The 13518-nt window shown below is 76.5% G+C and carries 6 protein-coding genes; 5 read left to right on the plus strand and 1 reads right to left on the minus strand.

Annotated features, from left to right (window positions below):
• Positions 1-6 precede the first annotated feature (6 nt).
• Genes ABT014_RS25250 through ABT014_RS25270 form a run of 5 tightly spaced genes read left to right on the plus strand, consistent with a single transcriptional unit; the run spans position 7 to position 12065 of the window.
• Positions 7-1956, plus strand: a complete 1950-nt coding sequence (locus ABT014_RS25250; RefSeq protein ID WP_350641421.1) for a DUF6603 domain-containing protein — start codon at positions 7-9, stop codon at positions 1954-1956.
• On the plus strand, positions 1953-4817 hold the full coding sequence (locus ABT014_RS25255) for a hypothetical protein (RefSeq protein WP_350641422.1): 2865 nt from the start codon (positions 1953-1955) through the stop codon (positions 4815-4817). Before ABT014_RS25250 ends, ABT014_RS25255 begins: the two co-directional genes overlap by 4 nt.
• Entirely contained in the window at positions 4814-9277 is a 4464-nt protein-coding gene (locus ABT014_RS25260; RefSeq protein WP_350641424.1) for a hypothetical protein, read from the plus strand. Before ABT014_RS25255 ends, ABT014_RS25260 begins: the two co-directional genes overlap by 4 nt.
• A 36-nt stretch (positions 9278-9313) precedes the next feature.
• Positions 9314-11125, plus strand: coding sequence for a hypothetical protein (locus tag ABT014_RS25265; protein WP_350641426.1), 1812 nt, complete (start codon positions 9314-9316; stop codon positions 11123-11125).
• Between the two features lie 13 nt (positions 11126-11138).
• Positions 11139-12065: a peptidoglycan-binding domain-containing protein gene (locus ABT014_RS25270; RefSeq protein WP_350641428.1), complete on the plus strand. Its 927-nt coding sequence runs from the start codon at positions 11139-11141 to the stop codon at positions 12063-12065.
• A gap of 99 nt (positions 12066-12164) precedes the next feature.
• Here the strand turns inward: ABT014_RS25270 and ABT014_RS25275 are convergent, their stop codons facing one another.
• Complete coding sequence (locus ABT014_RS25275; RefSeq protein WP_350641430.1) at positions 12165-13487, minus strand: MFS transporter; 1323 nt, start codon at positions 13485-13487, stop codon at positions 12165-12167.
• Positions 13488-13518: the final 31 nt, after the last annotated feature.

Here is a 13518-nt window from a genome sequence, read left to right on the forward strand (position 1 = left end):
TGCGTCATGGGAGCCGTTCCGGGGCTGGACCTGGAGAGGTTGGCGGACCAGAACCTGCCGGCCACGCTGGAGATCGATCTGCCGCTGCCGCCGGTGCGGCTGCGCGGGCAGCTGGATCGCCAGGGGTTCACCGAGTTCTCGGGGGTGCTCAGCGCCGCGCTGCCGGTCACCACGGTGACGGCGTTCGGCCAGATCTCGCTGGGCCGCCCGCCGGCGTTCGTCGTGCTGATGGGCGCGACCTTCCCGCAGCCGGGCCTGCAGATCGGGCTGGGCTTCGCGGTGAGCGGCATCGGCGGCGTGGTGGGCGTCAACAAGGCCATCGACCGGGACACCCTGATCGCCTGCATCGCCGACGGCACGGCCGGCGAGCTGCTGTTCCCGCCCGACCCGGTGGAGGCCGCGCTGCGGGTGATGCCGCGGCTGTCGGCGCTGTTCCCGACCGTCCCGGGGCGGATCGTGGTCGGCCCGATGTTCCGGATCTCCTGGGGCGGGCGGATGGTCGACCTGTCGGCGGCGGTGGTCGCCGAGCTCCCCGACCCGGTGCGGCTGTCGGTGCTCGGCGTGCTGCGGGTGATGGTGCCCGACCCGGCGGCGCCGGTGATCGAGCTGAGGGCGACGTTCGCCGGCCAGTACGACACGGCCGAGCCGAGCGCCTTCCTGATGGCGGGCCTGACCGGTTCGCGGATGGCGGGCATCCCGCTCGACGGTGACGTGCTGGTGCTCAGCCGCGGCGGCCCCGATCCGGTGTTCGTGCTCAGCGCGGGCGGCTTCCACCCGGCGTTCCCCGTCCCGCGCGGGGTGCCGGCGCTGCGCCGGCTGGCGATGAACCTGTCCCCGGCGTCCTGGCTGCAGCTGCGCTGCGAGGCGTACTTCGCGGTGACCAGCAACACCGTCCAGTTCGGGGCGAAGCTCTTCCTGGTCGCGGACATCGCGGACTGCGGGATCCGCGGCCAGTTCGCGCTGGACGTCCTGATCCACTTCGAGCCGGCGATGGCCTTCACCGCGGCCATGCGCGGCGCGCTGTCGGTCGAGGTGTTCGGGGAGACCCTGCTCGGCATCGCGTTCGAGCTGACGCTGGAGGGCCCCACGCCGTGGCACGCGGTCGGGCGCGGCCACCTCCGGCTGTTCCTGTTCAAGGCCTCGTTCAACTTCGAGACGCGCTGGGGCAGCGGGCCCCCGCCGCTGCCGGGCGTGCCGGTGGACCTGGCCGGTGAGCTGGTCAAGGCCTTCGCGCAGCCGTCCGCGTGGAGCGTGCTGCCGCCGTCCGGCGCCGAGCGCTCCCCCGTGCGGCTGTCGCCGTCCGCGAACCGGCTGCTGGCCGAGGGGCAGCGGGTGCACCCGCACGGGCGGCTCGCCGCCCGCCAGCGGGTGCTGCCGTTCGGCGTGGACATCGCCCGCTTCGGGCGCAGCGTGGTCGACCCGCCCGAGCGGTGGGACATCGCCGCGGCCCGGCTCGGCGACGACGACGCGCGCGGCGGCGCGGTGGAGGACTCGTTCGCGCCGGGGCAGTTCCTGGACCTGACCGAGGACCAGCAGCTGGGTTCCGACGCGTTCGCCCGCTACCGGTCGGGCGTGCAGTACGTCCCCGACCTCTCCGGGCCCGAGGACGCGGCCTTCGTCGGGACCAGGCTCGGCTGGGACACCGCCATCGTCCGGGACCCGGTGCCGATGCGCTCGCGCATCCGGCGCATGGTGCGCGCCCACGCCCACGTGCACGCCGAGCAGGTGGCCCTCGCCGCCTCGATCCGTGACGCCCGCTGGTGGCGGGCCGCCGCTCCCGGGCTGCGGGTGGCACCGCAGCAGCCCCTCGCGGCGGCGTCCACCTGGTCGATGACCGCGCTCAGGACGCCGGTGGGGGTGCCGGGCGCGGCACCGCCCGCGGCCGAACTGCGCGGCCTGCTGGCCGGCCGGCCCGGCCTGCGCGCGGTGGAGAGCTGGGAGGTGCGGCCCCGATGACCGACGACGACCTGGAGTTCGCCCCCTACCTGCAGACCTCGATCGGTGCGGCGATCCGCACCGCCGACCCGGCCCTGCCGCCGGAGCTGGCGCCCACGCTGACCCTGTCGGGGCCGCGCGGCGCGCGGGTGCCGGTGGAGGGCCACGGCCTGCGGATGCTCGGCCCGGAGGGCGTGGTGGGCCTCGACACCCGGCACATCGTGCGGGTGGAGCCCGCGCCCGGCAGCACGGACGTCGAACCCAACTACCTCCCCTGCGTGGAGTTCGACTCCCCCGAGCTGCCGTGGCTGTTCACCCCGGCGAAGGCCGTCGACGGGCGGCTGCGGCCGTGGCTGGTGCTGATCGTGGTGGAGGCCGCCGGGCACCCCCTGCGGCCCGGGAACCCGCTGGCGTCCGTCGAGGTGGAGGCGGGCCTGCTGCCGCCGCTGGGCGACTCCTGGCAGTGGGCGCACCTCCAGCGGCCCGCCGGGCGGCCCGGCCCGCTGATCTCCCGGCTGCTCTGCCCCCGCCGCCTCGGCCCCGGCACCGACTACCTGGCCTGTCTGGTGCCCGCCTTCCAGAGCGGCGTGAGCGCCGGGCTGAGCGGCGGTTTCGCCGACATCGACCAGCTGGGCGACGCCTGGCCGTTCCCCGGCACCGACCGCTTCCGGCTGCCGGTCTACCACTCCTGGACCTTCCGCACCGGCACCGAGGGCGACTTCGAGGCGCTGGCGACCGCCGTCGTGCCGCTGACGCCCGAGGAGGCGGGACCGCTCGGCGGGCGGACCGTCGACATCACCCGGCCCTGGCTGCACGGCGACCCGCTCGCCACCGGCGACGCCGCCGCTGGCCGGCAGACCATCACCGTCCAGGGCGTGCTCACGCTGTTCGCACCGCCGCCCGGCACCGCGACCCGGGCCGCGCTGGACGACTTCCGCACCCGGGTCGCCGCCCACATCGACCGCGGCACCGACACCGCGCTGGCGCCACCCCTGTACGGCGGTCACCCGGTGGTCAGCCGGTCGATCGCGCCGAGCGCGACCGGCTGGCTCGCCGACCTCAACCTGGACCCGGAGAGCCGGATCGCGGCGGCGCTCGGGGCCGGTTGGGTGCGCGACAACCAGGAGTTCCTGATGGCCCGGGCGTGGGAGGGGGTCGGCGAGATCCGGGAGGCCAACCGCCGGCGGCAGCGGGCGGCGTTCTGCAGCCGGGTCGCCGGATCGCTGCACCGCCGCAACCTGCGGACCCTCTCGCCCGGGGAGCTGATGGCCCTGGCCGCGCCGGTCGGCGACCGGGTCCGCACCGACAGCGGCCTGCCGCTGCGCACCGAGGTCGCGGTCAGCCCCGCCCCGACGGCGCTCACCAGCACCGCCTTCCACCGGCTGCTGCGCCGGCGCGGCCCGGTCGCCCGGCGGGCCGCGCTCGACGGCGACAGCCTGGCCCGGCGCACGCTCGCCGGCGCGCTGCTGCCCCCGCTGCCCGTGCCGCTGGTGACGAAGCCGCAGGAGGCTCCCCCCGTGGAGGGTGCGGCGGGCGAGCCGTTCGCCGGGCGGGTCGACGGTGCGCTGCGCTCCGCCGCCACCCGGCACGCCACCGGTGTCCTGCGGACGATGTCCGCGCTGGCCCCGGCCGCGCTCGCGAACGGCTTCGCCGCGCAGGCCGGGGCGATCACCTCGGTCCTCGGCCCGACGGTGGGGCAGCTGGTCGGCGGCGGGCAGGGGCTCGCCGCGGGCGGCCCGGACTCCGCGGGGCTGCTCGCCGCCGAGCAGCTCTTCGACCCCGGTGCGGTCGCACCGCTCGTCCCCGGACTCGCCGGCGCGCTGACCGCGCCGCCGGAGGACTTCGGCATGGTGCTGCCCGAACCGAACACCGCGATGACCGGGCCGCAGGACATGGGCGACGACCCCGGCAGCCAACTCCTGCGGTACGGCGTGCCGGTCGACCCGGACGCCATCGCGCAGCGGCTGGCCGGCGCGCTCGACCCGGGCCCGCTGCTGGCCGCCCGGCTCGCGGACCTCGTCACCGTACCGAGCGGGTCGCCGGTCGCCCTGCCCGAGCAGGTCTCGGAGCCGGTGATGGACTGCCCGGACTTCCCCGCCGCGATGGCGCTCGCGCTGAAGGAGGCCGAGCCGGACTGGTTCCTGCCGGGCGCGGCCGCGATCCCCGAGGACCGGGCCGTGCTGCTGCACGCCAACGGCCCGTTCATCGCCGCGTTCATGGTCGGGGCCAACGACGAGATCAACCGGGAGATGCGCTGGCGGGAGTACCCGACCGACCTGCGCGGCAGCCCGTTCACGCACTTCTGGCCGCGGCCCGACGGCCTCGCCGACATCCCGCCGGTGCACGGCTGGGCGCTCGACGGCGCGCTGGGCAGTCACCTCGCGCTGGACGCGAACGGCCTGGACGTGCTGCTGATCCGGGGCCGGCTGGTCCGCCGCTACCCCGGCATGGTGGTGGCCGCCGTCCCGCCCGCCGCCGTGCAGGACCCGCTGCTCGCGCCGGACAGCTGGGTTGCGCCGATCATGGTGCTCCCGATGGACGAGCGCACCTGCGCCTACGCCTTCCAGCTGCCCGCCGGCCAGTCCATCCACGACTGGTGGATCGTGCTGGCCGAGAACGGCCACCGGCTGCGGTTCGGCTACGACACCGCGCCCGGCATCGGCGCCGGCATGACGTCCTGGGACGAGCTGAACTGGGAGCGGGTGCAGGCGGGTGCGTTCGCCTCGCTGGGCGGCATGCCGCAGCCCGAGCCGCTCGAGGAGCAGGAGCACCCGCGCACCGCCGGTCGGGCCTGGAACTCCGCCGACGTCGCCCGGGTCACCCTGCAGCGCCCGTTCCGCCTGCTCCGCACCGCCCGCAGCCTGATGGGAGCACCACGGTGAGCAACGACATCGCCGGCGCCCACCGCGCCGTCAGCGACGCCCGCGTCGCCCTCGACTGGTCCAGGACCGGCTTGGCCGGCTACGAGAAACGCGTGCTGGCCGGTGAGACCGGTCTGGAGAACGAACACCTGGGCGCGAGCCAGGAGGCGGACGCCGCCGAGACCCGCTACCAGCAGGCCCGCGAGACCTACCGCGAACTGGCGAGCGCCGAGCCGGCGCTGTGGCCCGAGGACGGCGCCGACCCGCTGCTGCTGCTCCCGCTGCGGCTGGAGACGGTGTACCGGGGCCTCGGCGGCGCCGAACCCCAGCTGTGGATCCGGGCCTTCCCCGACGACATCCACGTCGACGCGCACGAGAGCGCCCTCACCCCCGACGAGCGGACCGCCACCGAGGCGTACTGGCGGGCCGTCTGGGCCGCCGGACCGAACGCGGACCGCCGGACCGCCGCCTGGGCCACCCTGGCGGCCGCGATCGGCCCCGACCGCGCCGCCTGGGCCGTCGGGGCGCTGCACCCGGCCGGCCCCGCACCGGCCGTCGAGACCGCTCCGGACGCCACCGCGCCCGACCCGGCCCCGTGGGCCGCCGAACCGCCGGCCCGCGCCGGCACCTTCACCCGGGCCGCGCACAGCTACGTGCTGCCCGACCGGCTGGTATTCTCCGGCTACGAGACCACCGGCGACGGCCAGATCGGCCTGCTCTGGCGGCAACAGGGCGAGCCGATCGCCGAGCAGCTGGACGTCGGCCCCGCCCCCGAGTCGCTGGTGCCGCCGCGCTGGCTCACCGATTTCGACGAGGCCGTCCGGGTCGGCCTGGGCGTGCGGGTGCCGCTGGCCGGGCTGCGCACCGACTTCAGCCTGGTCACCGTCGCGGGCGTGCGCGGCGGCAGCTGCGCGCGGACCACCGAACTGCTCACCACCCTGCTGGAGGCGCACCGCTGCACCGACGGCCTGGCCGTCCTGCCCACCGGCACCCCGACCAACAACACGGACTCCACCCGCTCCGCCTGGCACCCGCGCACCCCACCGGCCCCGCCGGACCTCGTCGCCGCCCAGCGGGCCGCCCTCACCCCCGGCAGCACGCAGGCGGCGGCGCGGGCGGCGACCGCCCTCGGCCCGACCGCCGCCGGGGTGCTCGCCGCGGTCACCGACGGACTGGCCTCCGACGACCACGACCTGCTGGCCCTGCTGCACGGCGCGGCCGGGGCCTTCGCCGCCTCCTCCATCAACTGGCAGACCATCGACGGCGGCGGGCAGCCCGACCTCACCTACCTGGTCTCGCACTACGTCCGGCACGTCCGCGGCCGGGGCCTGCTGCCGACACTGCGGGTGGGCAACCAGCCGTACGGCCTGCTCCCCGTCACCTCGCTCGACCTGTGGCACGGCACCGAGGTCGACCTGCGGGTCCTCAACCAGATCTCGGGCTTCCGGACGCTGATCGAATCGCAGGCCTTCCGCTCGCCCGGGGTGGGCGCGGGCGGCGACCCCGACGAGGTGGTCAACGATCTGCTGCACCGGCTGCCGGCCTCCCGGCGGCTGCGCCACGTCATGCAGGACCCGGTCTCGCCGCCCTTCCAGCCGCCGCCCGACACGCCGACCGGCACGGTGCCGCACCGCTCGTTCTTCGCCTGGGCACCGCCGCCCGACCTCACCGCCTTCCCGACACCGCTGGAGTTCCTGCTCGACCAGGACCCGACCCCCGAGGCGGTGGACCTGGCGCGGGCCCGACCGCTGCGCTTCATGTGGAACTTCTGGCAGCAGGCCATTCCCCAGGTGACCGCCGGGGGGACGCCCGCACCGGAGCTGCTGGCCAGGGTGGCCGCACTGCGCTCCGCCCTGGACGGGATGGGCACCGGGCGGATCGGACTCTTCTACCACTACGCCACCTCCCTGATGTACACCTACGCCTTCCGGCTGGGCGAGCTGCTCAGGGCCGGCAGCGTGCCGCCGGCCGGTGTCCGGCTGGAGGGCGGCGACCTCACGACGGACGCCGGCTTCGTCCCGCAGATCTACGACTGGGCCGCGCTGGCCTTCGAACAGCTGGCCGCGGCGGAGGACCTGTCGCTGGTCACCCCGCCGACACCGGCCCAGACCGCCCCGACCGACCCGGCCGGGCGGCCCGGCGGCGAGGGCGACGACCTGCCGTACGCCGACCTGCCGCGCCTGGAACGGCTGCTGTGCGAGGTGCTCGACACCCAGACCCACCGGCTGGACGCCTGGATGTCCTCGGTGGCCACCGCCCGCCTCGCCAGGACCCGCAGCAGCCGCCCGGACGGCATCCACCTGGGCGCGTACGGCTGGGTCTGCGACCTCCACCCGCGCCCGGAGTCGCTGCCCCCGCCGGAGCCCGTCCCCGGCGACCCGCCCGAACCCGCCGGCGACGGCTCCCCCGGGACCAACGACGGCTACCTCCTGGCGCCCTCCCTGCACCACGCGGTGACCGCTGCCGTGCTGCGCTCGGGCTGGCTCGGCCACAGCGACCGCCAGGCGTTCGCGGTCGACCTGCGCGCCGCCCGGGTCCGCCGCGCGCTCGCCGTCGTGGACGGCGTCCGCTCCGGCCGGAACCTCGGCGCGCTGCTCGGCTACCGCCTGGAACGCGCCCTGCACGACGCGGGCCTGGACGCCTTGATCGCACCGCTGCGGGCCGGCTACCCGCTCCCCCGGATGGTCGACCCCACCGCCCCCGACAGCGATCTCGCCCGCACCACGATCGCGGCCCGCGACGTCCTCGACGGCCAGGCGCTGCTGGACGACTGGCTGGCCCACGGCCGCCAGCTCCAGGACCTGCTGGGAGATCTCCCCGCCGAGGACCGGCCGCTGCTCGACCCGGCGACCCCGCTGGTGCAGGACCTGGAGGACACCGTCGACGCGGTCGGCGACCTGCTGCTGGCCGAGAGCGTCCACCAGTTGGTGGGCGGCAGCGCGCAGCGGGCGGCCACCGCCGCCGACGGCATCGCCCGCGGCGACCACCTCCCGCAGGAGTTCGAGGTGATCCGGACCCCGCGCGCCGCCACCGCGCTGACGTACCGGATCGGCGTGCTCGCACCGACGCGAGAGGTCGCCGGCTGGGACGGGTCGCGGCCGCTCGCCCGGCTGGCACCGGCCCTCGAACGCTGGTGCGAGGCCCGGCTCGGCGAGCCGGCCGGCTGGCGGTTCGACTTCGGCGACCCGGGCTCACCGCTCACCCTGACGCTGGCCGACCTCGGCGTGTGCGCGCTCGACGTGGTGCTCGGTGCCGGGCCGCCCGGCACCGGGGACACCGACCCGGCCCGCCAGGACACCGCCCTCGCCCGCCGCCTGCTGCGTCAGGCCGCCACCCGCGCCGCGCCCGCGCCGACCCCGCCCGTGACCGGTCCCGGCGCCGCCAGGTTCGCCGAACTGCGGCTGCTCTGCGGCGCGTTGGCCGCAGTCCTGGCCTCGGCCGAACCGCTGCTCACCACCCACCTCGACCAGGACGGCGACGACGACCGGGCCGGCGCCGACCTGACCGGGCTGGCCGAACGGGTCACGGCCTGGCACGCCGCCACCACCACCGCCGTGGCGACCCTGGTCGAACAGGTGAAGGTGCTGCCGGGCCTCGCGGAGGCCGTCTCCAGGACCCTGGACACCCTGGCCGACCTCGGGGTGACCTCCGCCTACACCCTCGGCCCACCCGCCGACGACGCCGCGATCGAAGCGCTGCGCAGCCACGCGCAGGCGGTCCTCGACCGGTTTGCCGCCGCACCGCTGCGCCCGCTGCCCGGGCCGCCGCCGCAGGAGCCGTCCGAGGCGCTCGGCTGGGTCACCGCGATCACCGCCGCGGTCTCCTCCGCACTCGCCGGGACCTTGCCGGTGCTGCCCGAACTGCGGCTCGGCGGCACCCCGGCCGGCGCCGCGCTCACCGCGCCCGGCCCCGAGGGCGCCGGCGAGGAGGAGCGCGCCGACTGGCTGCTGGAGATGGAACGGGTCAGGCCCGGCACCCGCGCCCTCGGCGACGCCCTCACCGCGGCCGAGGTGCTGGCCGGCACCCCGCCGTGCGGCACGACCGTCACCCAACTGCCGCCCGGGCAGCGGTGGATCGCGCTCGGTCCGGCCCCCGTGCCGTCCCGTTCCAGGCCCGCCGCGCGGCACAGCGCCCTGCTGCGCACCGACGGCGCCCCGGACCCGGACCACGTGGCGGGGCTGCTGGTCGACTCCTGGACCGAGACCGTCCCCGAGCCGCTCCCCGCCGGCGGCGGGTCCGCCGTGGAGGAGCTGGGCGGCCTCGCCTTCCACTACGACCAGCCGGACGCCCGGGCCCCGCAGGCCCTGCTGGTCGCGGTGCCGCCGGACCAGCTGCGCGGGTGGCGGATGGAGGACGTGCACGCCGTCGTCGAGGAGACCTTCGCGCTCGCCCGGATCCGGGGGCTCGACCTCAACGACCTCACCGAGTTGCGCGGGCTGCTGCCCGTCGAGCTGATGACCCCACCCCACCAGCTGATCTGACCGCTCGGGGACGCCGGAAGGACGCGAGGAGGAGCCATGGACCCGGGGATGTTCCGGTACGAGCCGGTGCCCCGTGACGCCGGCGTCGAGGAGGCGCTGGCCGCCCGGATCGGCGACGCCGCCCACCTGCTGGCGCGCCAGTACGCCTTCGGGGAGTTCTGCGGCGACGACGCCGCCTCACCCGTCCACGTCGCGCTGGCCCAGGAGACCCACCTGCTGGACGGCTGGCGCACCGGCAGCGGCACGGGCACAGGCGGCGGGAGCGACGCGGACGGGGACAGCTGGCAGCCGTACGATCCGGCCCGGATGGTGCTGGAGGAGCTGGTCGAGCGGGAGCCCGTCCGGGGGCCGGACGCCCGGCTGGCGCTGGCCGGCGGCCTGCGCTGGCAGCGCGAACTCGTGGCCTGCGGCCTCGGCGCCCTGCTACCCGCCTTCGCAACGGTGTGCCCCGGCGCGGTCGGTGGACCGCTCGCACCCGCCCCGCTCGGCGTCGCCGTCCGGGGCCGGCTGCCCGACGCCGTCGCGCTGGCCCCGTGGCTCGCCCGGTTGGCGGAGCGGGACGAGACCGCGGCCAAGGAGTTCGGCGCCGCCACCGCCGACCTGGCGGCGCTGGCCGGCGCCGCGAGCCGCTGGCTGGCCTGGTGGGCGCCGCGGGTGCCCACGCCCGCAGCCGGCCCCGAAGCACCGGCCGACGGCGCGGGAACGGCCGACGGCCCGGCGCGGCCCGCCGCCTGGGACGCCAACCGCCTGGAGTACGCCTTCGCGGTGCGCGCCTCCACGCTGCCCGAGCTGGAGCTGCGGGCGCAGGAGTACCTCGGCGGGCACCTCGACTGGTGGGCCGTGGACGCACCGCCCGCCCAGGTGCCGGTCACCGAGGCCGCCGTCACCCGCGAGCAGCGCGCCATCGTCCCCACCCCGGCGCTGTTCGGCGGCATGCCGGCCACCCGGTTCTGGGAGATGGAGGACGCCAGGATCAACTTCGGAGCCGTCGACACCAGCCCCGCCGACCTGGGGCGGCTGCTCCTGATCGCCTTCACCACCGTGTACGGCAACGACTGGTTCTGCTGCCCGCTGCCCACCGCCGTGGGCTCGCTCAGCCGGGTCGTGCACTGCTCGGTGACGGACGTCTTCGGCGGAACGACGGTGCTCGCCCCGGCCGCCCTGGAGGACTCGGGGTGGAACCTCTACGGCCTCGGCGAGGACTCCGCCGGCGGCGCCATGGGCGGTGGCGGTGACGGCTCGGCCCCGGCGCCGTCCCCGTGGTTCTACCGGGCCGCGTCGCTGCCCGCCGGGCTGGAGGGCCCGCCCGCCGAGTCCGTCCTGCTGCTGCGCGACGAGGCCGCGAATCTGGCCTGGGCGGTCGAGGAGACCGTCGGCGACCTGGCCGGGGAGCCGCTGGACCGGTACGCCCGCTGGGTGGCCGCGCTGCCCGAGCGGCCGGTCGCCCGACCCGGGGACCCGCCCGCGGACCGGTACGTGCTCGCCACCGACGTCCCGGGCCACTGGTACCCGCTGGTGCCCCAGCCGCTGGATCCCGCGGCGCCGCAGGACGTCCGGCTGGTGCTCGCCGGGCTGGTCCGCGACGAGGGCACCCCGGCGCAACCGCTCGGTGGGCTGCTGCGGGAGCAGCAGTGGCTGTTCGAGGAGGAGGTCCCGCGCTCCGGCGTCCGGGTCGAACGCAGCCGGCAGTACACCCGCTGGCACGACGGCTCGGTCCACGCGTGGGGCGCGCGGCGCAAGGTCAGCGGCGCCGGCGGGGGCTCCAGCGGGCTGCGCTTCGACGTCCTGGAGCCGCCGTCCGGACCGGCCGCGCCACCGCAACCCGAGGAGCCGGCCGGGCCGGCGTGAGGAGTCGATCGTCATGCACGACAGTGTCAGAGACGGGTTCAACGCCTTCAGCGAACCGCTGGAGAGCCGCGAGCACATGATGTACCTGGACGTGAAGAGCCTGGTGTCCACCGGCGTCGGCAACCTGCTCGACGCCGACGACCCGGCGAACTTCGGCAGCAACCCGGTGCCGCTGCCCGACATCTTCACGCTGGACTGGCACGACCGGGACACCGCCGTCCCGGCCGACCGGACCGCGATCGAGGAGGAGTACCGGAAGATCAAGTTCAGCGGGACGGCCAACGCCCCGATCGCGCAGAAGCGGGCGCTCGGCCAACTCCTCGTCTCCGACGGGTCGGTGGACGCGCTGATCACCGCCAAGCTGGACAGCTTCGAGACCTCGCTGCGCGGCCGCCCGCCGTTCGCCGGGTACGACGGCTGGCCCGCGCCCGGCCAGCTCGGGCTGCTCAGCATGGCCTGGGCGATGGGGCCGATGTTCCGCTTCCCGCACTTCGAGGCGGCCGCGGCCGGCGGCGACCGGCTGACCATGGCCCGGGAGTGCCGGATGACCGAGGCCGGAAACTCCGGCGTGATCCCTCGCAACGTGCGCAACGCCTTGCTGTTCACCCTCGCCGGCTGGGTCACCGAGCAGGGCGGGGACATCGGCGCGCTGGTCTACGACCCCACCCAGCCGTTGAACGCCAACCTCCGCTCGGGGGCGCTGCCGGTGCCGCTCAACCTGCTGATCGGCGTCCAGACCGCCCTGGAGACCCTGGGCTTCGACCCGCACGGCCTCGACGGCATCGCCGGGCCGGGCACCCGGGGCGCGCTCACCGCGTTCCAGGGCGCCAACGGTCTCACGGTGACGCCGGCCGTCAACGGCATCGACGACGTGCCCGAGGAGAGCATCGCCGCGCTCGCCGCCCAGCTGGACGCGCGCGGCCTGGCCCGCTTCCCCTGACCCGCCGCCGCCGACCTGCCCCGGCCCGGGGACCTGCCCCGGCCCGGGGCGCGGGGCTCCGGGCGCGGGGCTCACGGTGCCGGGCTCACGGTGCCAGGCTCAGGCCTGGCTCGGGGCGGCCTGCGGATCGGGGTGCGGCTCGGGCGCGGGGTCCGGCGCGGACGCGCTCCGGGGCAGCAGCAGCGGGGTGGCGAGCAGCAGTACGCCGGCCAGGGCGATGGCCGTCCGGGAGCCGAGCAGCGCGCCCAGCACACCCCACAGGGCGGTCAGCAGGGCGGTCGACGCCTTGGCCGTCACCCCCCAGGCGGAGAGCGTCCGGGTGACCCGATCGGTCGGGGTGCGCCGGAGACGGTAGGTGGCCTGGACGGGGTTGAAGACCGCGCAGCTCACGATCAGCCCCAGCTCGACCGCCATCACCAGCAGCAGCCCGCCGGTGCCCGGCCCGACGAACGCCAGACCGAGCACCCAGAGCGCGCGCAGTGTCCCGGCCACGGTCAGCACCCGGTGCTGACCGAACCGGGCGGCCAGCGGCCGGGCCAGCCGGGAGCCGACCAGGCCGCCGATCGCGGGGACGGCGAAGGCCAGGCCGTACTGCCAGGGCGCGAAGCCGAGCCGGCCGAGCATCAGGACGGCCAGCAGCGGTTCGGAGGCCATCACCAGGCCGTTGAACAGCACGGTGTTGAGGAACAGCGGGCGCAGCGCCGGGTCGGCCAGGATGTACCGCCAGCCGTCGAGCAGGTCGCCGGCCCGCATCCGGGCGCCCGCCCGGCGCTGCGGCGGCTGCTCGGACGGGTGCCCGGGGCCGCCGGTGGCGCGGATGCCCAGGGCGGAGAACAGATAGCTGACCGCGTCGGCCAGCACCGTGACCACCGGACCGAGCAGCCCGATCGCCGCACCGCCGAGCGGCGGTCCGACGATGGTGGTCGTCCAGGTGGTCGACTCGAAGCGGGCGTTGGCGGCGAGCAGGTCCCCGGCGGGCAGCATCGACTTCAGGTAGGCGCCCGAGGCGGCCCGGAAGCCGAGGTCGGCCGCCGCGACCACGACCGAGACCAGCAGCAGCTGGACGAAGCCGAGCACGCCGAACGCGTGGGCGACCGGGATCGTCGCCAGCGCGGCGAACCGCACCAGGTCCATCGTGATCAGCACCGGCCGCTTGCGGCGGAACTCCACCCACGGGCCGATCGGCACCGCCACGGCCGCGCCGACCGCCGCCCCCACCGAGGCGAGCGCGGCGACCTCGGCCGGGCCGGCGTGCAGCACCTGGACGGCGATCAGCGGGAACGCGCCGAAGGCGAGCCAGGTACCGAGCGCGCTGGTCGCGTACGCGGCCCAGAACCGCTCGAACCGCCGGCCGAGCCGGGGCCCGCGCAGCCGTCCGAGCAGGCCGGGGCGTGCCTCGTCCGGCCGTTGCCCGCCGCTCATGCCCGCCACTCCTCGTCCGCCGATCGCCCGC

The organism is Kitasatospora sp. NPDC094015 (assembly GCF_040304075.1).
In the GTDB taxonomy this organism is placed as follows: Bacteria; Actinomycetota; Actinomycetes; order Streptomycetales; family Streptomycetaceae; genus Kitasatospora.